The following is a 24,211-nucleotide window of genomic DNA, read 5'->3' as shown; positions in this document are numbered from 1 at the left end:
GAACGCGGTAGCCCCGCCGAGGCGGGGCTACCGGGGAGAACGGCGACAGCGTCCCGTCGCGAGCCTAGAGGCTGGCGATGAACACCACGATGACGCCGATCGGTGCCACATAACGTGACACCAGGTGCCAGAGGCTGGCCATACCACCGCTCAGGCCCAGCTCCTGCTCGACGCCGCGACGTTCCAGGAACCAGCCCACGAAGATGATCGCCCCCAGGCCGGTCAGCGGCAGCATAAACTTGCTGGTCAGCTTATCGAGCAGGTCGAAGACGCCCAGGCCGAACAGCACCGGGTCACTCCACACATTGAACGACAGCAGGGCGGCGATGCCCAGCGCCCAGGCACCGACGCCGGCCACCAGGGTGGACAGGCTCCGGGACAGCGGGGTGCGCTCCTCCACGAACTCAACCACCGGCTCCAGCAGCGAAATGGCCGAGGTCAGGGCGGCGAAGGTCAGCAGCAGGAAGAACATCAACCCGAGGATCAGGCCACCGCCCATATTGCCGAAGGCCAGCGGCAGGGTAACGAAGATCAGGCCGGGGCCGGAATCGAGATCGAGACCGTTGGAGAAGACGATCGGGAAGATCGCCAGGCCCGCCGCCAGGGCGATCACCGTATCGAGGATCACCACGGTGCGCGCCGTCTTGAGCAGGTTCACCTCTTCGCCCAGGTAGGAGCCATAGGCCATCATGATGCCCATGCCCAGCGACAGGGTGAAGAAGGCGTGGCCCAGGGCCGCCAGCACGGTATCCCCGCTCAGGGCGCTCCAGTCCGGATTGAACAGGTAGGCCACCGCCTGGCCGAAGTGGCCGGTGGTCATACCGTAGCCCACCAGAACCAGCAGCAGCAGCGCCAGCGCCGGCATCAGGGTGCGCACCGCGCCCTCCAGCCCCTTGCTGACCCCGCGCGCCACGATACCGATCACCAGCAGCATGAAGACCGAGTGACCGGCCAGCAGCAGGCCGGGGCTAGCCAGCATATTACCGAACAGCTCGCCGATGCCGTCCGCATCCTGGCCACTGAAGGCGCCGGTCACCGAGCCCAGGGTGTAGTAGAGCGACCAGCCGCCGATCACGCTGTAGAAGGAGAGGATCAGGAAGGCACCGATGATGCCGCTGGCGCCCACCAGCCACCAGATTCGGGGGCGTCCCGCCCGTTCGGCCACATCGGCCATGGCATTCGCCGGGTTCTCCTGGCCACGCCGCCCCACCAGCCATTCGGCCACCAGGATCGGCAGGCCAATCAGGGCGATACATAACAGGTACACCAGGACGAAGGCGGCGCCGCCGCTTTCGCCCACCATATAAGGAAACTTCCAGATATTGCCCAGGCCGACGGCGGAGCCGGTGGCGGCCAGGATAAAGGCCAGTCGCGAGGACCATTGCGCATGTAGCTTGTTGGACATGATTCACCCTGATTGTGCGTGTCGCTATCGATCGGTCGGATGCGATAACGGCTTGTGCTTATTGTTGCCACGTCCAGGGCGCCATGGGTCACACGGCGCTCCAAGGGCATGACAGGATCCAGGCAGGATCACTGCCAAGTCACGCCCCCTTCCGCCATGGCCCCTGGTCGGTGCCCAGGCGAAAGGGTGCCGAGCGCCGAAACCTTACCGAATCCACGCAGGATTCGCGCAAAACCCGGGAAGATCTTTGGATAAACAGCGCTCAGGACGATAAAACTATCCGATCATACGCTCGATGGCCAGGCCCGCTTTCGTCTCCTGTCCCGGATCGAAAGATTAGAAAAGGCTGACTTGCTGCTCACCGGGAAAGGCCGCCAGCGCCGGCAAGGGGACGCGACGCGCCACCTCGGCATAGAGGTCGCGCGCCAGGGCCGGGGCCTCCCGGTTATCCGGGGTATGCACAAAGAGGAAAGGGGTTTTCCCCTGTTTTATCCACAAGGCCAGGCGCTCCGCCCAGGGAGCGAAGTGCTGCCGATTGATCGCGGCGTCGAAGTGACCGATAAAACGCACCAGGGGCGAGGATGCCGTGGAGATCACATGTAGCGGGACTCTCGGCTTTTCGCCCTGGGCCTTGAGCAGGCCGGGCTCCTCGCCGGCGGGCGTGGCAAAGAGCGGGCGGACATCCAGCATTACCCGCTCCATGCCATGACTTATCAACAGGCGGTTGAAGGCCCGCTCGGCCTCCCCCTTGTGGAAAAAGTCGGGATGCCGCCCCTCCACCGCCGCCGGCAGATCCGCCGGCCACGCCTCGAGCAGGGCCGCCAGCCGCGGCAGCTCCTGGCCACCGAAGTCCCTGGGCAGCTGGATCATCAGCGGTCCGAGGCGATCATGCAGCGGCGCCAAGGCCTCGATAAAGGCCGCGAGCTCCGCCTCGATACCCACCAGGCGCCGGCGATGGGTCAGTTCGGCAGGCAGCTTGAAGCAGAAGCGAAAGTGGGAGGGCGCCTGTTGCGCCCAGGCCGCCGCCGTCTCGGCCCGCGGGGCGCCACTATAGAAGGTGGTATTGCCCTCCACGGCATCGAAGACCGCGGCATATTCCGCCAGCATGCCGGCATTACCGCCATGGGGGGCCAGCAGCGAGCCCCGCCAGTCGCCATTGGCCCACATGGCCAGGCCCAAGTGAAGTTTCCCCATGATCTACTCGATGGCTCTCGACTCGCCGGGCCGATCCCTATCGATGCCCGGCCTTTGCCTTGTTACTCCACCGTGACGGATTTAGCCGGGGTGGTGGAGAGCCGGGCTAATCCACATCGGGGCCCGGCCTTTGCCTTGTTATTCCACCGTGACGGATTTGGCTAGGTTCCGCGGTTGATCCACATCGGTACCCTTGAGTACCGCCACATGGTAGGAAAGCAGCTGCAGCGGCAGGGTGTAGAGGATCGGCGCCAGGGCCTCGTGCACCGCCGGCAGGCGCAGCACCCGCACGCCTTCCCCGGCCTCCAGGGCCACGCTCTCATCGGCGAAGACGAAGAGCTCGCCGCCCCGGGCCCGCACCTCCTGGAGGTTGGACTTGAGCTTGTCGAGCAGCTCATCATTGGGGGCGACCGAAATGACCGGCATCTCGCTGTCGACCAGGGCCAGGGGCCCATGCTTGAGCTCCCCGGCGGGATAGGCCTCGGCATGGATATAGGAGATCTCCTTGAGCTTCAGGGCCCCCTCCAGGGCGATGGGGTAGTGGGCGCCACGCCCCAGGAAGAGGGCATGGTGCTTCTCGGCGAAGGCCTCGGCAAAAGATTCGATCTCGTCGTCCAGGGCCAGTACCCGGGTCACCGCCTCGGGCAGCCCACGCAGGGCCTCGATCAGCCCCGCCGGAGCCTCGCCCCCCTGGACGCGCTGCAGGGCCAGGGTCAGCAGCAGCAGGGCGGTGAGCTGGGTGGTAAAGGCCTTGGTGGAGGCCACGCCGATCTCCGGGCCGGCCTGGGTGAGCAGGGTCAGGTCCGACTCTCGCACCAATGAGCTGCCCGGCACGTTGCAGATCGCCAGGCTGGCCAGGTAGCCATTGTCCTTGGCGAAGCGCAGGGCGGCCAGGGTATCGGCGGTCTCGCCGGACTGGGAGAGGGTGACGAAGAGCGTGTTCTCCGGTACCACCACCCGACGATAGCGGTATTCCGAGGCGACCTCCACCTGGGTCGGCAGGCCGGCATAGCGCTCCAGCCAGTAGCGGGCCACCAGGCCCGCGTGGTAGCTGGTGCCACAGGCGACGATATGCACCTGGCGCACCTGCGGGAAGAGCGCCTGGGCCTCGCTGCCGAAGCCGTTGACCAGTACCCCCTCGGCACCCAGGCGCCCCTCCAGGGTGGCGGCGATCACCGCCGGCTGCTCGTGGATCTCCTTGAGCATGAAGTGACGATAGTCGCCCTTGCTGGCGGCGCCGTCACCGTGTTCGAAGACCCGCACCGGACGCTCCACCGCCTGTCCCCGGGCATCGAAGATGGCGATCTCGCCGCCCGGGGCCAGGCGCACCACGTCGCCCTCCTCCAGGTAGATAAAGCGGTCGGTGACCTGCAGCAGCGCCAGGGGGTCCGAGGCGAGGAAGGCCTCCTCGATGCCCACCCCTACCACCAGGGGACTGCCCTGGCGGGCGCCGATCACCACGCCGGGCTCCGAGGGGCTGATCACCCCCAGGGCATAGGCGCCGTCGAGCCCCCCGGCCACCGCCTGTACCGCCGCCAGCAGATCCTTGCCATCGCGCAGCTGACGCGCCAGCAGATGGGCCACCACCTCGGTATCGGTCTCGGAGGTAAAGACGAAGCCCTCGCCCCGCAGCTCGCGACGCAGCGCCTCGAAGTTCTCGATGATGCCGTTATGCACCACCGCCAGGTCATCGCCGGACTGATGGGGGTGGGCATTGGCCTCGCTGGGCTTGCCATGGGTGGCCCAGCGGGTATGGGCGATGCCGCTGTGACCGCCCAGGGGCGACTCGGCGAGGCGCGCCTCCAGGGCCGCGACCTTGCCCAGGGCGCGGCGCCGCCCCAGGGTCCCGGCACTATCGAGCACCGCCATGCCCGCGGAGTCGTAGCCCCGATACTCCAGGCGCTTGAGGCCCTCCAGCAGGATGCCCTGGACGTTGCGGCCGGCGACCGCGGCGACGATTCCACACATGATGACTCTCCTCGAAATAATGCGACTAGTCGGCGTCGACGGCGGCCCGGATCACCTCGATCCCCTGGGCCTCGATGGCGGCCAATGACTTATCCCCAAGCCCTTCGTCGGTAATCAGGGTGTGGATAACCTTCCAGGGCAGCTCCAGGTTGGGAATGCGCCGGCCTACCTTGGCGGACTCCGCCAGTACCACGACCTCCCGGGAGACCTCGGCCATGACCCGGGAGAGGCCCAGCAGTTCGTTGAAGGTGGTGGTGCCCCGGGCCGGATCGATGCCATCGGCGCCGATAAACAGCTGGTCGAAGTCGTACTGGCGCAGCACCTGCTCCGCCACCTGGCCCTGGAAGGACTCGGAGTGGGGATCCCAGGTGCCGCCGGTCATCAGCAGCATCGGCTCCTCCTCCAGCTCGCGCAGGGCATTGGCCACCGCCAGGGCATTGGTCATCACCACCAGGCCCGCCTTGCCCGCCAGGCCGGGAATCATCGCCGAGGTGGTGCTGCCGCTGTCGATAATGATGCGCTGATGCTCGCGGATACGCCCGCAGGCGGCCCGGGCGATGGCCCGCTTGGCCGGAGAGAGGCGCGCTTCCCCGAGCAGCTCTTGGGGCAGGGGCGCGGCCCCGCCGTAGCGGCGCAGCAGCAGGCCGCTCTTCTCCAGGGTCGCCAGGTCCTTGCGCACCGTCACCTCGGAGATGGCGAAGTGCTCGGCCAGGGTATCCACGCCGGTCTCGCCCCGGGCGTTGACGAAGGCGAGAATGGCATGGCGGCGCTGGGCGGTATTACGCTTCGACATGAAAGATCTTGGCTTCGACTCGAAAGAAGAGATAAAACCGCAGCCGGCGCCCCGGGTCAAGCCCGGGAGCTACCCGAGCAGGGTTCGTGCGGGAATCGCTAAGGGACACTGGGGGCCGGCCTCCCGGAGGCCTGCCCCAGGGTAGCCCCGGGCCTCGGGCATTAACCGCCCGCGATTACTTGCGCTTGCTGGGCCGCGGCCAGTCCGCCTTGGTCAACTGGCGACCCCGGGCCACCGCCAGGGCACCGTCGGCCACGTCCTTGCTGATGGTGGAACCGGCGCCGATGGTGGCGCGGGCCCCCACGCTGACCGGGGCCACCAGGGCGGTATTGGAGCCGATAAAGGCGTCGTCGCCGATCTCGGTGCGGGACTTGTTGACGCCATCGTAGTTGCAGGTGATGGTACCGGCCCCCACGTTGACGCCGCGCCCCAGGGTGGCATCGCCCACATAACTCAGGTGGTTGATCTTGCTGCCCTCGCCCACCTGGGCATTCTTGGTCTCGACGAAGTTACCCACCTTGGCCTGCACCGCCAGGTGGGTGCCGGGACGCAGCCGGGCGAAGGGCCCGATACGGTTATGTCCCGCCGCTACGCTCTGCTCGACGATGCTGTGGGCCTCGATCACGCTGCCGGCGCCGATATGGCTGTCGCGGATCACGCAATAGGGGCCGATGCGCACCCCCTCGCCCAGCTCTACCTCACCCTCGAAGACGCAGCCCACGTCGATCTCCACGTCATGGCCGCAGCGCAGGCTGCCCCGCACGTCGAGGCGTGCCGGATCGAGCAGGGCCACCCCCTCGGTCATCAGCGCTTCGGCGATCCGCGCCTGATGCGCCCGCTCCAGGCGCGCCAGTTGGGCGCGGTTATTGACCCCCTCCACCTCCAGGGGATCCTCCGGCTGGGCGGTGACGATCTTCACCCCCTCGGCGGCGGCCAGGGCGATAATATCGGTGAGGTAGTACTCGCCCTGGGCGTTATCGGCGGAGAGCTGGGGCAGCCAGCGCTTCAGCTGGGCCCGGGTCATGGCCATGATGCCGGTATTGCACTCCTTGACCGCCCGCTCGCTCTCGGAGGCGTCCTTGTGCTCGACGATGGCCACCGCCTGACCCTCGGCATTGCGCAGGATGCGCCCATAGCCGTCGGGCTCCGCCAGGGTCACGGTGAGCAGCCCCAGATGTGACTCGTCGACCCCGTCCAGCAGCCCCGCCAGGGTCTCGGCGCGAATCAGCGGCACGTCGCCATAGAGCACCAGCACCTTGTCATGCTCCAGGCCCTCGAGGGCCTGGGCCACCGCATGCCCGGTGCCCTTCTGCTCCGCCTGCAGGGCGAAGTGCACCGGGCAGTCGCCCAGCTCGCTGCGCACCTGGTCGGCGCCGTGGCCGATCACCACATGCAGCTTGCCGGCGCCGAGCCGGGTGGCGGTATCGATCACATGGCGCACCATGGGCTTGCCGGCCAGGCGATGCAGCACTTTGGGCCGGGTCGAACGCATCCGGGAGCCCTGCCCGGCGGCGAGAATCACGACGTCGAGACTCATTCTTCCTCCTGATTGTGGTTCCATGCCGGCACCTCGATCTCCAGCTCGGCGAGGCGGGCCTCGCCCAGGCGTTCGCCGAAGGCACGACTGGCCAGGCTCGCCCAGCCCTCGCCGTCGCGCACCAGCAGCAGCACCTCGAGCCCCTCGCGCTCGGCCAGGGTCAGGGCCTCCTCCGGCCCTACCACGCTGAGTGCGGTGGCCCAGGCATCGGCCCAGGCATTGGAGGGGTGAAAGACCGATACCGAGGCCAGGGTATGGGTCACCGGATAGCCGCTGCGCGGATCGAGGGTATGGGAGAAGCGCCGGCCATCCTCTTCAAAGTAGTTGCGGTAGTCGCCGGAGGTGGCCACGCTACCGTCATGCAGCGGCAGCACATGGCGGGCCACCCGGCGCTCGCTATCCGGCAGCTCGACGCCGATCCGCCAGGGCTGCGCCTGGCGATCCCGGAATCCCTGGGCGACCAGGTCGCCCCCCAGGTTGACCAGATAGTGATCGATGCCCTGGGCCTCCAGGTAGACGGCGACCCGGTCGGTGGCATACCCCTTGGCCACCCCGGAGAGGTCGACGAAGACATCCGCCAGGCGCCGCGCCTGGCTCGTCGCCGGATCCAGCTCCAGCTTGTCGGGGCCGATCTCGGCCAGGCGGGTCGCCAGCTCGTCGCCATCGGGCACCTCCCGGGGGCGAGCCTCGGGCCCGAAGCTCCACAGATTGACCAGGCCACCCACCGTCATGTCGAAGGCGCCGCCGCTGGCCTCGGCCACCGCCTGGCCGATGGCCAGCACCTCCATCAGGGGCGCAGAGAGGGGCTGCCACTCGCCCACCGGCGCCCGATTGAAGGCCACCAGCTCGGCGTCGTCCCGATAGGTGGACATGGAGGCATCCACCGCCTCGAGCACCTCCAGGAAGCCCGCCTCCAGCGCCTCGGCGCCTTGCCGGGTCAGGGAATCGGCGATGGTCACCTGATAGAAGGTGCCGAAGATCTCCCCATCCAGGGTGACCGGTGACTCCAGCGGGCGATCGCCGTTATCGCAGGCGCTCAGTGTCACCGCCAGCAGCACCATCAGTGCCCAGCGCACCGGGCTTGCACAGGACCTCATCACATCACTCCTCGGAAATCACCAGAAGATCCATAGTAGCCAGGCCCCCAGCAGCAGCCGGTAGGCCACGAAGGGCTGCATGCCGATGCGCTGGATAAAGGCCAGGAAGTAGTGGATGCACAGGTAGGCGCTGATCCCGGAGAGCAGGGCCCCGATCACCAGCACCGACCAGTCGATGGCCTGGGGCGTGCGGATCAGGGTCAGGGTCTCCATCCCCCCGGCCAGCACGATCACCGGGATCGACAGCAGGAAGGAGAAGCGCGCGGCCCCCTCCCGACTTAGCCCCAGCAGCAGCGCCGCGGTGATGGTGATACCCGAGCGGGAGGTGCCGGGAATCAGCGCCAGGGCCTGGGCGGCGCCGATCCATAGCGCCTGCTTCCAGGTCAGCTGGTACTCGCTCAGGCGTCCGCGCCCGCGCCAGTCGGCGTAGCCCAGCAGCACCCCGAAGCCGATCAGTCCCGCGGCGACGATCAGCGGCGAGCGCATGGCGTCCTGGATCAGGTCGTGGCACGCCCAGCCCACCACCCCCACCGGCACGGTGGCCAGCAGCACCCACCAGGCCAGGCGGCCGTCGGCATCGGTGCCGCGGCCCCTCAGGGAGGCCCACCAGCTGACTAGCATGCGCCCCAGGTCATGGCGGAAGTAGATCACCACCGCCCCCAGGCTGCCGATATGCAGGGCCACGTCGAAGGCCAGGCCCTGGTCGGGCCAGGCGGTCAGCTCCGGCGCCAGGATCAGATGCGCCGAGCTGGAGATGGGCAGGAACTCGGTGAGTCCCTGCAGGATGGAAAGCACCAGGACCTGCAGCCAATCCATGGATCACTCGCTTGCTATCAGGGATGAGACCGCGCGGGCCGGTTCGAAACCTGGCAGAGAATACACCCCATGGCGTGCCTTGTCCGCCGTCGCACCATCGCGACTAAGGCACGCCAGCGAGACAAGACGCCTTGGCGCCTAGCCGGTCAACAGGGCGGTGGCGATGCTGAAATAGATCAGCACCCCGGAGGCGTCGATCAGGGTGGTCACCAGGGGCGCCGAGGCGGTGGCCGGGTCCCAGCCGATGCGATTGAGCACGAAGGGCAGGCACATGCCCAGCAGGCTGCCGAAGAGCACGATGGTGACCATGCTGAAGGCCACCACCAGGGCCACGGTCTCGCCGCCGCGCATGATGCCGATGGGCGTCACCGCCACCGCCATGGTCAGCCCCAGGGAGCCGGCCACCAGCAGCTCGCGCCCCAGCAGCTTGCCCCAGTCCTTGACCCCCACGTCGCCGGTGGCCATGCCACGCACCGTCAGGGTAGCGGCCTGGGCCCCGGCGTTGCCGCCGCTGCCGATCAGCAGCGGCAGGAAGAACACCAGCGCCACCTGGGCGGCGATGGTCTCCTCGAAGTAGGCGATGCCGGCGCCGGAGAAAAGGTTGGCGAAGACCAGCAGCACGAGCCAGAAGACCCGCTTGCGGTAGAGGCTCCACAGCGGCACCCGACTGACGCCGTCCTCCAAGGCGCCGATGGACATCCCCTTGTGGATATCCTCGGTGGCCTCGGACTCGGCCACGTCCATGGCGTCATCGTGGGTGACGATGCCCACCAGGCGCTCCTCGGCATCGATCACCGGGATCGCCAGCAGGTCGTAGCGGGCCACCAGGCGGGCCACTTCCTCCTGCTCCTCGTCCACCGCCACGCCGATCACGTCCTTGATCATCAGGTCATCGACCCGGGCCCCGGGCCGCGCCACCATCAGCTGACGCAGCGACAGGGTCCCCACCAGGCGGCCCTCGGGATCGACGACATAGATCTGGTAGACGGTCTCGGCGTCCGGTGCCGTCTGGCGTACCCGCATCATCGCCTGGGAGACGGTCATGCCACTGGGAATGGCCACATAGTCCGAGGTCATGATGGCCCCGGCGGTGCCCTCCTCGTAGCTGGCCAGGCGCTTGAGCTCCTCGCGCTCCTGGCGGGCCATGCGTCGCAATAGCGCCTCGCGGCGATCCTCATCGAAGAGATTGAAGAGGTCGGCACGCTCGTCGGAGCTCATCTCCTCGAGCACCAGCAACAGGGCCTCGTCGGCGATCTCGGCGGCCCAGGCCAGCTGCAGCTCACCGGGCAGATAGCCCAGCACATTGGCGCGCCGCTCGATGGGCAGGCGCTCCATCAGCGCCTGGAAGCAAGCCAGGCCCTCCTCCTGTTCGGCGATATCCTCGAGGATCTCACCGATATCGGCGGCACGCAGCTCCGGCAGCAGGGCATCCAGGCGCTCGGCGTCATCCTGGGCCAGGGCCGCCAGCAGGACGCTCTTCTGCTCGGTGAGGGTTTCGTTCAGCGACATGGGCATCCTCCTGATGCCTCCACGATCCACGCGGCGACAGGTGACGGAATCTTCCGGAGGCGATCCGGCAATGGGAGTCATGATACCAGGAGGCTGCCGGGCTTGACCGATCGTGACGAGGATCACGGATTTCGAGTCAAATGGTCCGATCGATTGAGGCGAATAGCGAGCTATTTAACGAAATCGATCGAATCAAGTTGGCCGAAAGCCCGGGATTCGCAGTAGGTCTGTGTTAAGTCCGGCAGCCTCCACACACGAAAACGCCCCCCGAACACTGTTCGAGAGGCGTTTTCCACGGCCCGGGAGGGGTTAGCCTCGGCCGAGTTTCTTGCGCAACTGCTGAATGGTACGCAGCTGGGCCACGGCCTCGGCGAGCTCGGACGCGGCGCGGCTGTAATCCAGCTCCGCGGACTGCTCGTTGAAGGCCTTCAGCGCATGCTGGCGCGCCTCTTCGGCGGCGGCCTCATCCAGGTCGTCGGCACGCACGGCGGTATCGCCGAGGATGGTCACCACATCCGGCTGCACTTCCAGGAAGCCGCCGGAGATGTAGAAGTTTTCCTCGTCGCCACCGTCATGAATGACGCGAACCGGACCCGGCTGCAGCTCGGTCAGCAGCGGTGCGTGACCGGGCAGCACGCCCAGGTCACCCATCACGCCGGCCGCAATGATCTGCTCGACCCGGCCGGAGAACACCGCGGCTTCGGCGCTGACGATCTCGCACTTGAAGCTGTTCGCCATAGTCTAGTCCTCTTGGTGGACGGCCCTTTACTTGTTGGCTTTCTCGACGGCCTCGTCGATGGTGCCAACCATGTAGAAGGCCTGCTCCGGCAGCTCGTCGTAGTCGCCGTTGAGGATGCCCTGGAAACCGCGGATGGTCTCCTTCAGCGACACGTACTTGCCGGGCGCACCGGTGAAGACCTCGGCGACGAAGAACGGCTGCGACAGGAAGCGCTGGATCTTACGCGCCCGGGCCACGGTCTGCTTGTCCTCGTCGGACAGCTCGTCCATGCCCAGGATGGCGATGATGTCCTTGAGCTCCTTGTAGCGCTGCAGCACGCCCTGCACGCGGCGAGCGGTGTCGTAGTGCTCGTCGCCGACGACCAGCGGATCCAGCTGACGGGAGGTGGAGTCCAGCGGATCGATGGCCGGGTAGATACCCAGCTCGGCGATGGAGCGGGACAGTACCACGGTGGCGTCCAGGTGGGCGAAGGTGGTCGCCGGGGACGGGTCGGTCAGGTCGTCCGCGGGGACGTAGACCGCCTGCACGGAGGTGATGGAGCCGGTCTTGGTGGAGGTGATGCGCTCCTGCAGGACGCCCATCTCCTCGGCCAGGGTCGGCTGATACCCCACCGCGGAGGGCATCCGGCCCAGCAGGGCCGAGACCTCGGTACCGGCCAGGGTGTAGCGGTAGATGTTGTCGACGAACAGCAGCACGTCGCGGCCTTCATCGCGGAACTTCTCGGCGATGGTCAGGCCGGTCAGGGCCACACGCAGGCGGTTCCCGGGCGGCTCGTTCATCTGACCGTAGACCAGCGATACCTTATCGATAACGTTGGAGTCGGTCATCTCGTGATAGAAGTCGTTACCCTCACGGGTCCGCTCACCCACGCCGGCGAACACGGAGAAACCGCTGTGCTCGATGGCGATGTTGCGGATCAGCTCCATCATGTTGACGGTCTTGCCGACGCCGGCGCCGCCGAACAGGCCGACCTTGCCGCCCTTGGCGAACGGGCAGACCAGGTCGATGACCTTGATGCCGGTTTCCAGCAGCTCGTTGGAAGCCGCCTGATCCGCGTAGCTCGGGGCCTTGCGGTGGATCGGCATGCGTGCTTCTTCGCCGATCGGGCCGGCTTCGTCGATCGGGCGACCCAGCACATCCATGATGCGCCCCAGGGTCTCCTTGCCCACCGGCACGGAGATGGCCGCGCCGGTGTTCTCGACGTCCATGCCCCGCTTGAGGCCCTCGGTGGAGCCCATGGCGATGGTCCGCACCACGCCGTCGCCCAGCTGCTGCTGGACTTCGAGCACGGTTTCGGAATTGGCGACATTCAGCGCGTCGTAGACCTTGGGCACATCGTCCCGCGGAAACTCTACGTCAATCACCGCGCCGATGATTTGTACGATACGTCCGCTCATCTTGGTTCCTCTCAAAACCCTGTAAATGAAATCCGGTGACGGAGGGCGGGGCCCGTGCCCGCTCACCCTCCGTGGTGCTATACGGCGGCGGCGCCGCCGACGATCTCGGAGATCTCCTGGGTGATGGCGGCCTGACGGGCCTTGTTGTAGACCATCTCCAGGTCGTCGATCAGTCCGCCGGCATTGTCGGTGGCGTTCTTCATGGCGATCATTCGCGCCGCCTGCTCACAGGCCGCGTTTTCCACCACCGCCTGATAGACCTGCGATTCGATGAACCGCGTCAGCAGGCTATCCAACAGCACCTTGGGGTCCGGCTCATACAGGTAGTCCCAGCTTCCGGGACGCGACTGTTCTGCGTTGTGCCCGTTCCCGATATCCGGGGAGAGGGGCAGCAACTGGCGCACCACCGGCTTCTGCGTCATGGTGTTGACGAACTCGTTGGACACCACGCAGAGGCGGTCGAGACGCCCCTCGTCATAGGCTTCCAGCATCACCTTGACGCTACCGATCAGATCCTTGACCTCGGGCTTCTCGCCCAGGCCGCTCTTCGCCGCCACGAGGTTGCCCCCGTAGCTGCGGAAGAAGCTGCCGGCCTTGGAGCCCAGGGCGCAGAAATCGATCTCCGCGCCCTGTTCGCGCCACACCTTGGCGTCCTGGATCACGGCCTTGAACAGGTTGACGTTCAGGCCGCCACACAGGCCGCGGTCGGTGGAGACGACGATATAACCGACCCGCTTCACCTCGCGCTCGACCATGTAGTCGTGCTTGTACTCGGGGTTGGCGTCGGCGATATGGCTCACGACATTGCGGATCTGCTTGGCGTAAGGCTGGCTGGCCTTCATCAGATCTTGCGCTTTACGCATCTTCGACGCAGCGACCATTTCCATGGCGCTGGTGATCTTCTGCGTATTCTTGATGCTCCCGATCTGGGTGCGAATCTCTTTTGCAGCTGCCATAGCGATCTACCTTTCGTTCGTGGCCCTCAGAAAGCTCCAGGGCCCACCCCGGAAGCCGGGATGGGCCAGTGGCGTTACCAGCTCTGAGTGGCCTTGAACTTCTCGAGACCCGCCTTCAAACCGCTCTGGATCTCGTCATCGTAGCCGCCGGTCTGGTTGATCTTGTCGAGCAGCTCGGCGTGTTCGGCCTTCATGTAGTCGTGCAGGGCACGCTCGAAGTCCAGCACCTTGCTGACGTCGACGTCGTCCAGGAAGCCTTCGTTGGCGGCATACAGGGTCAGCGCCATCTCGGCCACGGACATCGGCGAGTACTGCAGCTGCTTCATCAGCTCGGTGACGCGCTGACCATGCTCCAGCTGCTTGCGGGTGGCCTCGTCCAGGTCGGAAGCGAACTGGGAGAAGGCCGCCAGCTCGCGGTACTGGGCCAGGGCCAGACGCACGCCGCCACCGAGCTTCTTGATGATCTTGGTCTGGGCGGAGCCACCGACACGGGAGACCGACAGGCCGGCGTTGATGGCCGGACGGATGCCCGAGTTGAAGAGGTCGGTCTCCAGGAAGATCTGACCGTCGGTGATGGAGATCACGTTGGTCGGAACGAAGGCGGAGACGTCGCCACCCTGGGTCTCGATGATCGGCAGCGCGGTCAGGGAACCGGTCTGGCCTTTCACTTCGCCGTTGGTGAACTTCTCGACGTAGTCGGCGTTGACGCGCGCGGCGCGCTCGAGCAGACGCGAGTGGAGGTAGAAGACGTCACCCGGGTAGGCTTCGCGGCCCGGCGGACGACGCAGCAGCAGGGAGACCTGACGGTAGGCCCAGGCCTGCTTGGTGAGGTCGTCATAGACGATCAGGGCGTCCTGGCCGCGGTCGCGGAAGTACTCGCCCATGGTGCAGCCGGCGTAGGGCGCCAGGAACTGCATCGGGGCCGGGTCGGCGGCGCCGGAAGCGACCACGATGGTGTGCTCCATGGCACCGTGCTCTTCCAGCTTGCGCACCACGTTGGCGATGGTCGACTGCTTCTGACCGATGGCCACGTAGATGCAGGTGACGCCCTTGCCCTTCTGGTTGATGATGGTATCGACGGCGATGGCCGACTTACCGATCTGGCGGTCACCGATGATCAGCTCGCGCTGGCCGCGGCCGATCGGCACCATGGCGTCGATGGACTTGAGGCCGGTCTGGATCGGCTGGTCCACGGACTGACGGGTGATGACGCCGGGGGCGACCTTTTCCACCGCGTCGGTGAGCTTGGCGCCCACTTCGCCCTTGCCATCGATGGGGTTACCCAGCGGATCGACCACGCGGCCGACCAGCTCGGGACCCACCGGCACCTCGAGGATGCGGCCGGTGCACTGGGCGGTCATGCCCTCTTCCAGCTGCAGGTAGTCGCCCAGCACCACGGCGCCCACGGAGTCGCGCTCCAGGTTGAGCACCATGCCGTAGATGCCGCCGGGGAATTCGATCATCTCACCGAACATCGCCTCGGCCAGGCCGTGGATCTTCACGATGCCGTCGGAGACGCTGACGATGGTGCCCTCGTTGCGGGCTTCGGATGCGACATCCAGCTTTTCGATACGCTGCTTGATGATGTCGCTGATCTCGGAAGGATTCAGTTGCTGCATGCCATGTCCCTCAGACTCAGGCGGAAAGTGTCTCACGGAGGCGGGTCAGTCGACCGCGTGCGGAACCGTCGATCACGGTGTCACCGGCACGCAGGATGACGCCACCGAGAAGCGATGAGTCCACCTGAGTGGTAATGGAGATTTCGCGATTCAGGCGCTTCTTGAGTGCCTTGGCGAGCTTGTCCTGCTGCTTGGCGTCGAGTTCGAAGGCCGAGACCACGCTCACGTCGACGCGCTGCTCCTGCTCGGCGCGCAGGCGCTCGAACTGCTCGGCGATGGCACCGAGAATCGCCAGGCGCCCCTGATCGGCCAGGGTGGCCAGCAGGTTGCGCTGGCCCTCGTCGGCCTCGACCTCGGCCAGCTCGAGCAGTACCTCGACCTTGCGGCTCGGGGTGAGCCTGGGGCTGGCCAGCAGGCTCTGGACGTCGCGGGTGGCGACGACCTGGCCCAGCTTGGCGAGCCACTCGGCCCAGGGAGACAGCGCCTGATGATCACGTGCGTACTCGAACGCCGCCTTGGCATAGGGCCGGGCGACGGTTGACGTTTCCGCCATGGATCACCTCCTCACAGTTCGGCCGCGAGCTTGTCGAGCATCTCGCGATGGGCCTTCTCGTCGATGGAGGCTTCCAGGACACGCTCGGCACCGACCAGGGCCAGGGAAGAGACCTGGACACGCAGCTCGTCCTTGGCGCGATGGACTTCCTGCTCGATCTCGCTGCGGGCGCTGGCCACCAGGCGTTCGCCTTCGGCACGGGCCTGCTCGCGGGCCTCTTCGATCATCTGGCTGGCACGCTTGTTGGCCTGCTCGAGAATCTCGGTAGCCTGCTGCTTGCTCTCGCGAAGGGTTTCGGCGGCCTGCTCCTGGGCCAGCTCGAGGTCACGAGAGGCACGGCTGGCGGCATCCAGGCCATCGGCGATCTTCTTCTGACGCTCATGGAGCGCGTTGCTGATCGGCGGCCACACATACTTAATGCAAAACCAGACAAAGATCGCGAAGGCGATCGTCTGTCCGATAAGCGTCATGTTGATATTCACAGGGATGTACCTCTGACTGATTCGTGGCGACCGGAAACAAGCAAACCGAGCGCAGGGCGCCCGGTGTGCACATCGTTAACCGGCGACAACGAAGATCAGGTACATCGCGATACCGACACCGATCATCGGCACGGCGTCCAGCAGGCCAGCCATCAGGAAGGTCTTGGTCTGCAGCTGGTCGCCCAGCTCCGGCTGACGAGCGGTGGATTCGAGCAGCTTGCCACCCAGCAGGGCGAAGCCGATGCCGGTACCCAGGGCGCCCAGACCGATCATCAGAGAAGCAGCGATGTAAACGAGTTCCATGGTAGTACTCCTAGTTTCAAGTTGAGTTACAAGGGGTTAAGGGTGTTACTTGGTCGATTCGAGTCAGTGATGCTCGTGAGCCGCGTTCAGGTACACCACCGACAGCACCGTGAAGATAAAGGCCTGCAGGGTGATGACCAGAATGTGGAAGATGGCCCAGGGCACATTGAGTGTCCACATGATCCAGAAGGGCAGCAGCGCAATCAGGATAAAGATCACTTCACCGGCGAACATGTTGCCGAAGAGTCGCAGGCCGAGGCCCAGCGGCTTGACCAGCAGGCCAATGATTTCCAGCAGCAGGTTGAAGGGGATCAGCAGCCAGTGGTTGAACGGGGTCAGCGAGAGCTCCTTGGCGAAGCCGCCCACGCCCTTGACCTTCAGGCTGTAGTAGATGATCAGCAGGAAGACGCCCAGGGCCATGCCCAGGGTGGCGTTGGGATCGGTGGTAGGCACCATCTTCATGTAACCCACGCCCAGCCGCGCGAAGAGCTCGGGGACATAGTCCACCGGGATCAGCTTGAGCAGGTTCATCAGGAAGATCCAGACGAACAGGGTCAGGGCCAGGGGCGCGATCACCGGGTTCTTGCCGTGGAAGGCGCCGCGCACGGTGTTCTCGACGAATTCCACCACCATCTCGATGATGTTCTGCAGGGTGCCGGGCACCCCGGTGGTCGCCAGCTTGCCGGCCTTGCGGAACAGCCAGATGAACAGGGCCCCCATGGCGATGGACCAGCCCATGGTGTCCAGGTGGATCGCCCAGAAGCCCATCTCCATGGCTTCCTCGGAGCTGTGTGCCAGGGACCAGCCGTTCTCCGGGTGCTTGCCGAAGGTCAGGTTCTGCAAGTGGTGCTGGATATAGTAAGTCGCAGTGACTTCGCTACCTGCTGCCATACGCTGCTTACCTCAGGTTCAGGGGGTCGACCGTTTACGCAGCAGCCAGGGGGCCAGCCAGTGCGCGAATTGGGTCGCCACATATGCGCCAAAAAATAAAGCCGGGTTTGAGGGGGGCACTAGCACGAACGCAGCGACGAACAATGCCACCGTCAAACCGAACTTGCCCGCCGCCGCACGATAGAAGTTATTGACCATGCGGCGCGGCTGGCGACCCCCGCGGATACGCGAGGCTCGCCACAGGAAATAGGCGTTGCCTGCCACACAGATGGTGGCGCCACTCAGGGCGGAGAGCGCCGCGGCGCCTCCCGACAGCAGGGCAGAGAGCACTGCCAGGGCGACGGCGACCAGTAGCTGGGCGCCTATCAGGCCGCCCACGGGGAGTGATCGTCGCCGAGACTGCGCGGCCCTATGCATGAAATGCCCTTTCATTGACTGCCGCCGAGGGTAGCGATTCGTCGGCCCTCGACCCGTTCCCCGGTGGCCGGGCAAACCACCGCGGATTATAGGGAAGCGCCATGACGGCTTCAACCAAAGCCGGAGCGATTTTTCACGTTTTCGCGCCAGCTTACGACCAAAAGGCGAGTTTTCGATAAAAGTAGGCTGCTAATGGGTTAGCGAATATGCGCCAGGATGCCGTCCAGCTCGTCGAGGCTAGTGTAGCGGATGGTCAGGCGTCCCTTGCCGCTGCGGCCATGCTGGATCTTCACCGGGGCCCCGAGCAGTTCGCCGAGCTGCGTCTCCAGCCGCGTCACGTCCGCGGAGGGCGCCTCGCGCTGGGGCTTGGCCGGCTCGCCATTGACCAGGCGCTTCACCAGGGCCTCGGTATCGCGCACCGTGAGGTCCTTGTTGACCACCTCGTGGGCGGCCTGGCGTTGCCTGGCCCCGGAGAGGGCCAGCAGGGCCCGGGCATGGCCCATGTCCAGGTCGCCCCGCTCCAGTAGCGTCTGCACCTCCGGATCCAGGGCCAGCAGGCGCAGAAGGTTGGCCACCTGGGCCCGGGACTTGCCCACCGCGTCGGCGACCTGCTGCTGGGTCAACTCGAACTCGTCGAGCAGCCGCTTCAGCGCCATGGCCTCTTCCACCGGGTTGAGGTTCTCGCGCTGGATATTCTCGATCAGCGCCAGGGCCAGGGCGACCTGGTCGCTGACCTCGCGGACCACGGCGGGGATCACGTCCAGCTCGGCGAGCTGGGCGGCGCGCCAGCGCCGTTCGCCGGCGATGATCTCGTAACGCTTGTCGCCGATGGGGCGCACCACGATGGGCTGCATGACCCCCTGGGCGCGAATCGAGTCGGCCAGTTCCTCCAGGGCCTCGGGCTGGATATCGCGACGCGGCTGATACTTGCCGCGCGTCAGCTGCCCCAGGGGCAGCCGCTCGAGGCGCTCGCCGGCGGCAACATCCGGCTCAGGCTCGACGCCGTTGAGCTCCATCGACTCGGCGCTCTCTTCCAGCAGTTCGCGGCGGCGGGCCCCGGCACCGATCAGGGCATCCAGGCCGCGCCCCAGGGCACGTTTACGGGTCATCGGCGTTTCCTCACAGCGACAGGCGACGAATCAGTTCCTTGGCCAGCACCCGATAGGCCTGGCTGCCCCGGGAGAGACGCGCATACTTGGTCACCGGCAGGCCATGGCTGGGCGCCTCGGCCACCCGCACGTTGCGCGGAATGGTGGTCTTGAGCAGGGTCTCGCCGAAGTAGTCGAGCAACTGCTTGCTGACGTCCCGGGTCAGGCCGTTGCGGGCGTCGTACATGGTGCGCAGGATGCCGAAGATCGCCAGGCTAGGATTGACGCTCTCCTTGATCTGATCGACGGTATCGAGCAGCGCCGAGAGCCCCTCCAGGGCATAGAACTCGCACTGCAGCGGGATCATCACGCCGTCGGCGGCGGTCAGGGCATTGACGGTCAGCATGTTCAGCGACGGCGGGCAGTCGATCAGCACCACGTCGTACTCGCCGGCCACCGGGGCGATGGCATCCAGCAGGCAGCGCTCGCGCCCCTCGTCCCGCTCGAGCAGATCGACCTCGGCGGCGGTCAGGTCGCCGTTGCCGGGCAGCAGGCCGTAGCCCGCCTCGGGGCAGTCGAGAATCACCTCGGTGGCGCCCTTGTCCCCCAGCAGCACCTCCAGGACGCTGCCCTCCAGCTCATGCTTGTCGACGCCGCTGCCCATGGTGGCATGGCCCTGGGGATCGAGATCGACCAGCAGCACCCGGCGATCCAGGGCGGCCAGGCTGGCGGCCAGGTTGACCGCCGTGGTGGTCTTGCCCACGCCGCCCTTCTGGTTGGTCAAGGCGATGATCTTGGTCACGAGCGACTTCCTTGCGTCTGACGGCCCGCCCGACAGGCGGCCTAGGTGGTCGGGTAGCGCTGCAGGATCAGCAGCTGCCGCTGGCTCTCGTCGAAGGGCACCGCCAGCTCATGGCGAGCGTTCAGGCGGACGCCGGGTGGCAGCGCTTCCAGCTCCTCGTCGGCGGCGGGGCCCTTCATGGCCAGCCACTCGCCGCCCTCGGCCAGCAGCCCTTCGGTGAGGGTGACGAAGTCGGCCAGGCTGGCGAAGGCCCGGGAGATCAGCTGATCGAAGGGCGCGTCCCGATGCGCCTCGACCCGGGCCTGCACCGGGGTGACATTGGTCAGCCCCAATTCCAGCACGGCCTGGCGTTGAAAGCGCACCTTCTTGCCGTTGCTGTCGAGCAGGCTCACCTCGAGCTGCGGCGCCAGGATCGCCAGCACCAGGCCGGGCAGGCCGGGGCCGGCGCCCACGTCGAGCAGCCGCGGCCCACGCACCCAGGGCAATACCGCGGCGCTGTCGAGCAGGTGGCGAGAGACCATGGCCAACGGATCGCGTACCGCGGTGAGGTTATAGGCGCGGTTCCACTTGTGCAACAGCGCCAGCAGGGCCAGCAGCTGGTCGCGCTGGGCCGGCTCGACGGCGAGTTCGAGCCGCGCGAGGCCCTCATCGAGCCGGCGTTCGATGGTCGGTGTCAGGGTCTGACTCATTGATTCACCGCCTGACTCTCCTGAAGCAGACGATGCTTCTTGAGGTGGATCAGCAGGATGGAGACCGCCGCCGGCGTCACCCCGGAGATGCGCCCGGCCTGGGCCAGGGTCGCCGGCCGTGCCGCGGCGAGCTTCTGGCGAATCTCGTTGGAGAGCCCCTCGACCCGGTCGAAGTCGAGATCCGCCGGCAGGCGGGTGGCCTCGAAGCGCTTGAGCTTGTCGATCTCGGCCTGCTGGCGATCGATATAGCCCTGGTACTTGGCCTGGATCTGTACCTGCTCGGCCACGGCGGCGTCTGCCACCGGTTCGCCCTCGATGCCCGGCAGCCCGGCGAGGTCGGCGTACTCCAGCTCCGGGCGCTTGAGCAGGTCCATCAGGTTGTATTCCCGGGGCAGGGGCTTGCCGGTCTTCTCCGCCAGGCGTTCGCCGGCCGCGCTACCCGGCTGCACCCAGTTGGCGCGGAAGCGGGCGCTCTCGCGCTCGATCGCCTCGCGCTTGGTGGCGAAGGCAGTCCAGCGGGCGTCGTCCACCAGGCCCAGGTCGCGGCCGGTCTCGGTAAGCCGCAGGTCGGCGTTGTCTTCCCGCAGCAGCAGCCGGTACTCGGCCCGAGAGGTGAACATCCGGTAGGGCTCCTGGGTGCCCAGGGTGATCAGGTCGTCCACCAGCACCCCCAGGTAGGCCTCGTCGCGGCGCGGCCACCAGGCCTCGAGCCCCTTGGCGCGGCGGGCGGCATTGAGCCCCGCGAGCAGGCCCTGGGCGCCGGCCTCCTCGTAGCCGGTGGTGCCGTTGATCTGCCCGGCGAAGAAGAGGTTGTGGATAAACTTGGTTTCCAGGGAGTGCTTCAGGTCCCGGGGATCGAAGAAATCGTATTCGATGGCATAGCCGGGCCGGGTGATATGCGCGTGCTCCAGTCCACGGATGGAACGCACCACCTGCAACTGCACGTCGAAGGGCAGCGAGGTGGAGATGCCGTTGGGGTAGAGCTCGTGGGTATCCAGGCCCTCCGGCTCGACGAACACCTGGTGGCTCGCCTTGTCGGCGAAGCGATGCACCTTGTCCTCGATAGACGGGCAGTAGCGCGGCCCGACGCCCTCGATCACCCCGGAATACATCGGCGAGCGATCCAGGTTGGCGAGGATGATCTCGTGGGTGCGCTCGTTAGTATGGGCGATATGGCAATCCACCTGGCGCGGGTGCATCTCGCGACTGCCCAGGTAGGACATCACCGGGGTCGGGGTATCGCCGGGCTGGGCCTCGAGCACCGAGAAGTCGACGCTCTTGGCATCGATGCGCGGCGGGGTACCGGTCTTCAGCCGGGCCACGTTGAAGGGCAGGGCGCGCAGGCGCTGGGCCAGTGCATTGGAGGGCGGATCCCCGGCACGGCCACCGCGACTCTGGTCGAGCCCGATATGGATCACCCCGCCGAGGAAGGTCCCGGTGCACAGCACCACGCTCTCGGCGTGGAAGCGAATGCCGGTCTCGGTGACCACCCCACGCACGGTGTCGTTATCCACAAGCAGATCGCCGGCGGCCTGCTGGAAGAGCGTCAGGTTGGGCTGGTTCTCCAGCAGGCCGCGGATCGCCGCCTTGTAGCGCACCCGGTCCGCCTGGGCTCGGGTCGCCCGCACCGCCGGGCCCTTGCGGGCGTTGAGCACCCGGAACTGGATGCCGCCCAGGTCCGTGGCCAGGGCCATGGCCCCACCCAGGGCATCGATCTCCTTGACCAGATGACTCTTGCCGATGCCGCCGATGGCGGGATTGCAGGACATCTGGCCCAGGGTCTCGATGTTATGGGTCAGCAGCAGGGTCTGACAGCCCATACGGGCGGAGGCCAGGGCGGCTTCGGTTCCCGCATGGCCACCGCCGATGACGATGACGTCAAAGCGGTCGGGGTAATCCACGTTGCACCTCGAATGGCGCCGGCGGCGCCGCAGTAGAGCTCGGAGCAGAAAATCAGCCGCACAGTATAAACCCCCTGTGGGTAACCGTCAGGGGTTTTGCACAACCTCGTCGGCCTTTCCTTGTCTTCACTTCCTAACTAGTTATTAAAGAAGAGAGATAAAAGAGAAGTTCTGTTGCTGTTGTGTCTATTGGTGTGGACAAAATCCGGGGACAAGTGAATAAACTTCTTTTTTAACAACAGGATGCCGTGTTGACGAGTCTCGGGAGAAGCTCGTGGGAGGCTGCGAACAAGCGCACCCGAGGCTGTGGATGAAAGTCCCACTTATGCACAGCGCGAATGGTGCACCGTTTTTCCACCGTCGCCTACCCGACTTGCGCCCGCGGTGGTCAACAGCCGCCGAATCGCGCGCCAGGCCCGGCATGGTGGGCCCTGGGGGCATTCGTCGAAAAATTGTATCCACAGGCAAAAAAAGGGCCTGTCGATAAGCCGACAGGCCCTTTTTTCCGCCGAAGGTGGTCGATGATGGCCGTGCAGGGGCGCCCCTAGTGCTTCAACACCCGGGCCAGAAAGCCGCGGGTGCGTTCATCCTGAGGCGAATCGAAGATGCGCTCGGGCGTCGCCTCCTCGGCGATCTCGCCCTTGTGGACATAGATGACCCGATCGGCCACCTCCCGGGCGAAGCCCATCTCGTGGGTGACGATGATCATCGTCATGCCCTCCCGGGCCAGTTCGCGCATGGCATCCAGCACCTCGCCGATCATCTCCGGATCCAGGGCCGAGGTGGGCTCGTCGAAGAGCATTAGCCGAGGTTCCATGGCCAGGGCGCGGGCCAGGGCGACCCGCTGCTGCTGGCCCCCGGAGAGCTGGCTGGGGTACTTGTCGGCCTGGTCGCGGATGCCCACCCGGTCGAGCAGTCGCTCGGCGCTCTCGCCGGCCTGGGCGGCGGTGACACCGCGTACCTTGAGGGGCGCCAGGGTGACGTTGTCGCGCACCGAGAGGTGGGGAAAGAGGTTGAACTGCTGGAAGACCATGCCCACCTCGGTGCGGATGCGCTGCAGGGCCTTGGCCCCCTTGCCGTGGGGCAGCAGGTCCTTTCCATCCACCATGATATGACCGTCCTGGAACTCCTCCAGGCCGTTGATGCAGCGGATCAGGGTCGACTTGCCGGAGCCGCTGGCGCCGATGATCACCACCACCTCGCCGGGCATGACCTCCAGATCGATATTCTTGAGCACATGCAGGCTGCCGAAATGCTTGTTGAGCTTGCGCATGCGCACGATGGCTTGGGACTCGTGTTGGCTCTCTGTCATGGATGGGGTCCCTTATTGTCCGACCAGGCCGCGGCGTTCCAGCACACGCAGCAGCAGGGAAAGGCTCCAGGTGATGGCCAGGTAGAGCAGGGCCACCATCAGATAGACCTCCAGGGCGGTGAAGGTCGTGGCGATATAGATCTGCCCCTGGCGCACCAGCTCGCCGACGCCGATCACCGAGAACAGCGAGGTGTCCTTGATGCTGATGATGCCCTGGTTGCCCAGCGGCGGGATCATGCGCCGGAAGGCCTGGGGCCAGATCACGTAGCGGAACGCCTGGGTGCGCGACAGGCCCAGGGATAGCGCGGCCTCGCGCTGGCCGCGCTCGATGGACTGCACCCCGCCGCGTACCACTTCGGAGATATAGGCCCCGGAGTTGACGGCGATGGCGGCGATCCCGGCGGTCAGGGCGTTGATGGGGCCGCCGAGCAGCTGTGGCAGGCCATAGAAGATAAACAGCACCTGGACCAGGATGGGGGTGCCGCGGAATACCTCGATATAGAAGACGGCGGGCAGGCGCATCCAGCGGGAGGGACTGATGCGCATCAGGCCGAAGACGATGCCGATCACGAAACCGATGGCCAGGCCGCCGAAGGAGATCATCAGGGTCCAGGGGATCCCGGGCAGCAGATGGGGGATCGATCCGAAGGCGGCTGCCCAGTCGAATTGAAAATTGACTTCCACAAGCGTCTCTCCGACTAACGGAAACGGCGCGGGGCCGGGAGGCATGGCCGCCCGGCCCC

General features: G+C 66.1%; 23 protein-coding genes. All 23 read right to left on the bottom strand.

Translation table 11 applies throughout. The annotated features are described in order from the left end of the window. Positions 1 to 64 precede the first annotated feature (64 nt). A complete protein-coding gene (locus HPA02_RS07430) occupies positions 65 to 1,405 on the bottom strand; it encodes a sodium-dependent transporter (RefSeq protein WP_146802458.1) in 1,341 nt (446 codons plus the stop codon). 336 nt (positions 1,406 to 1,741) lie between these two features. Further along, the gene (locus HPA02_RS07425; protein ID WP_186809947.1) at positions 1,742 to 2,599 is read right to left on the bottom strand and encodes a DUF72 domain-containing protein; all 858 of its coding nucleotides are present in this window, start codon (positions 2,597 to 2,599) and stop codon (positions 1,742 to 1,744) included. A gap of 138 nt (positions 2,600 to 2,737) precedes the next feature. Continuing rightward, positions 2,738 to 4,567, bottom strand: a complete 1,830-nt coding sequence (glmS, locus tag HPA02_RS07420) for a glutamine--fructose-6-phosphate transaminase (isomerizing) (protein WP_146802456.1) — start codon at positions 4,565 to 4,567, stop codon at positions 2,738 to 2,740. A gap of 25 nt (positions 4,568 to 4,592) precedes the next feature. After that, positions 4,593 to 5,360: a DeoR/GlpR family DNA-binding transcription regulator gene (locus HPA02_RS07415; protein WP_146802455.1), complete on the bottom strand. Its 768-nt coding sequence runs from the start codon at positions 5,358 to 5,360 to the stop codon at positions 4,593 to 4,595. A 175-nt stretch (positions 5,361 to 5,535) separates the two neighbouring features. After that, positions 5,536 to 6,897: a bifunctional UDP-N-acetylglucosamine diphosphorylase/glucosamine-1-phosphate N-acetyltransferase GlmU gene (gene glmU, locus HPA02_RS07410; RefSeq protein ID WP_146802454.1), complete on the bottom strand. Its 1,362-nt coding sequence runs from the start codon at positions 6,895 to 6,897 to the stop codon at positions 5,536 to 5,538. Then, positions 6,894 to 7,994, bottom strand: coding sequence for an FAD:protein FMN transferase (locus HPA02_RS07405; protein ID WP_146802453.1), 1,101 nt, complete (start codon positions 7,992 to 7,994; stop codon positions 6,894 to 6,896). The genes glmU and HPA02_RS07405 overlap by 4 nt, the downstream gene beginning before the upstream one ends. A gap of 18 nt (positions 7,995 to 8,012) precedes the next feature. After that, positions 8,013 to 8,810, bottom strand: coding sequence for an undecaprenyl-diphosphate phosphatase (locus tag HPA02_RS07400; RefSeq protein WP_146802452.1), 798 nt, complete (start codon positions 8,808 to 8,810; stop codon positions 8,013 to 8,015). 138 nt (positions 8,811 to 8,948) lie between these two features. Continuing rightward, positions 8,949 to 10,319 carry a magnesium transporter gene (gene mgtE / locus HPA02_RS07395; RefSeq protein WP_146802451.1) on the bottom strand — a complete coding sequence of 457 codons (1,371 nt, stop codon included), beginning with the start codon at positions 10,317 to 10,319 and terminating at the stop codon, positions 8,949 to 8,951. 309 nt (positions 10,320 to 10,628) lie between these two features. Continuing rightward, the gene (locus tag HPA02_RS07390) at positions 10,629 to 11,057 is read right to left on the bottom strand and encodes a F0F1 ATP synthase subunit epsilon (RefSeq protein ID WP_146802450.1); all 429 of its coding nucleotides are present in this window, start codon (positions 11,055 to 11,057) and stop codon (positions 10,629 to 10,631) included. 27 nt (positions 11,058 to 11,084) lie between these two features. Continuing rightward, positions 11,085 to 12,455 (bottom strand): F0F1 ATP synthase subunit beta, encoded by a 1,371-nt coding sequence (gene atpD, locus HPA02_RS07385; protein ID WP_146802449.1) that lies wholly within the window; start codon positions 12,453 to 12,455, stop codon positions 11,085 to 11,087. A gap of 77 nt (positions 12,456 to 12,532) precedes the next feature. Beyond that, positions 12,533 to 13,411, bottom strand: coding sequence for a F0F1 ATP synthase subunit gamma (atpG, locus tag HPA02_RS07380; protein ID WP_146802448.1), 879 nt, complete (start codon positions 13,409 to 13,411; stop codon positions 12,533 to 12,535). Positions 13,412 to 13,485: 74 nt separating this feature from the next. After that, positions 13,486 to 15,030, bottom strand: a complete 1,545-nt coding sequence (gene atpA / locus HPA02_RS07375; RefSeq protein ID WP_146802447.1) for a F0F1 ATP synthase subunit alpha — start codon at positions 15,028 to 15,030, stop codon at positions 13,486 to 13,488. Between the two features lie 16 nt (positions 15,031 to 15,046). Continuing rightward, the gene (locus tag HPA02_RS07370) at positions 15,047 to 15,583 is read right to left on the bottom strand and encodes a F0F1 ATP synthase subunit delta (RefSeq protein ID WP_146802446.1); all 537 of its coding nucleotides are present in this window, start codon (positions 15,581 to 15,583) and stop codon (positions 15,047 to 15,049) included. A gap of 11 nt (positions 15,584 to 15,594) precedes the next feature. Next, entirely contained in the window at positions 15,595 to 16,065 is a 471-nt protein-coding gene (locus HPA02_RS07365; RefSeq protein ID WP_146802445.1) for a F0F1 ATP synthase subunit B, read from the bottom strand. Between the two features lie 75 nt (positions 16,066 to 16,140). Beyond that, entirely contained in the window at positions 16,141 to 16,368 is a 228-nt protein-coding gene (gene atpE, locus HPA02_RS07360; RefSeq protein WP_110284402.1) for a F0F1 ATP synthase subunit C, read from the bottom strand. A gap of 63 nt (positions 16,369 to 16,431) precedes the next feature. Continuing rightward, entirely contained in the window at positions 16,432 to 17,259 is an 828-nt protein-coding gene (gene atpB, locus HPA02_RS07355; protein ID WP_146802444.1) for a F0F1 ATP synthase subunit A, read from the bottom strand. Positions 17,260 to 17,277: 18 nt separating this feature from the next. Further along, entirely contained in the window at positions 17,278 to 17,637 is a 360-nt protein-coding gene (locus HPA02_RS07350) for an ATP synthase subunit I (RefSeq protein WP_244945881.1), read from the bottom strand. A 236-nt stretch (positions 17,638 to 17,873) separates the two neighbouring features. Continuing rightward, positions 17,874 to 18,785, bottom strand: a complete 912-nt coding sequence (locus HPA02_RS07345) for a ParB/RepB/Spo0J family partition protein (protein WP_146802443.1) — start codon at positions 18,783 to 18,785, stop codon at positions 17,874 to 17,876. Between the two features lie 10 nt (positions 18,786 to 18,795). Then, the gene (locus HPA02_RS07340; protein ID WP_146802442.1) at positions 18,796 to 19,566 is read right to left on the bottom strand and encodes a ParA family protein; all 771 of its coding nucleotides are present in this window, start codon (positions 19,564 to 19,566) and stop codon (positions 18,796 to 18,798) included. Positions 19,567 to 19,607: 41 nt separating this feature from the next. After that, the gene (rsmG, locus tag HPA02_RS07335) at positions 19,608 to 20,255 is read right to left on the bottom strand and encodes a 16S rRNA (guanine(527)-N(7))-methyltransferase RsmG (RefSeq protein ID WP_146802441.1); all 648 of its coding nucleotides are present in this window, start codon (positions 20,253 to 20,255) and stop codon (positions 19,608 to 19,610) included. Continuing rightward, positions 20,252 to 22,156, bottom strand: a complete 1,905-nt coding sequence (gene mnmG, locus HPA02_RS07330) for a tRNA uridine-5-carboxymethylaminomethyl(34) synthesis enzyme MnmG (protein WP_146802440.1) — start codon at positions 22,154 to 22,156, stop codon at positions 20,252 to 20,254. Before mnmG ends, rsmG begins: the two co-directional genes overlap by 4 nt. Positions 22,157 to 22,700: 544 nt before the next feature. After that, positions 22,701 to 23,468, bottom strand: coding sequence for an amino acid ABC transporter ATP-binding protein (locus HPA02_RS07325; RefSeq protein ID WP_146802439.1), 768 nt, complete (start codon positions 23,466 to 23,468; stop codon positions 22,701 to 22,703). A 12-nt stretch (positions 23,469 to 23,480) separates the two neighbouring features. Continuing rightward, positions 23,481 to 24,152, bottom strand: coding sequence for an amino acid ABC transporter permease (locus HPA02_RS07320; RefSeq protein WP_146802438.1), 672 nt, complete (start codon positions 24,150 to 24,152; stop codon positions 23,481 to 23,483). Between the last annotated feature and the right edge of the window lie 59 nt (positions 24,153 to 24,211).

The sequence above is a fragment of the Bisbaumannia pacifica genome (assembly GCF_007989625.1).
Lineage (GTDB): Bacteria > Pseudomonadota > Gammaproteobacteria > Pseudomonadales > Halomonadaceae > Bisbaumannia > Bisbaumannia pacifica.
Note: the sequence above shows the minus strand (reverse complement) of the source record. Positions and strands in the feature narration are given on the sequence as shown.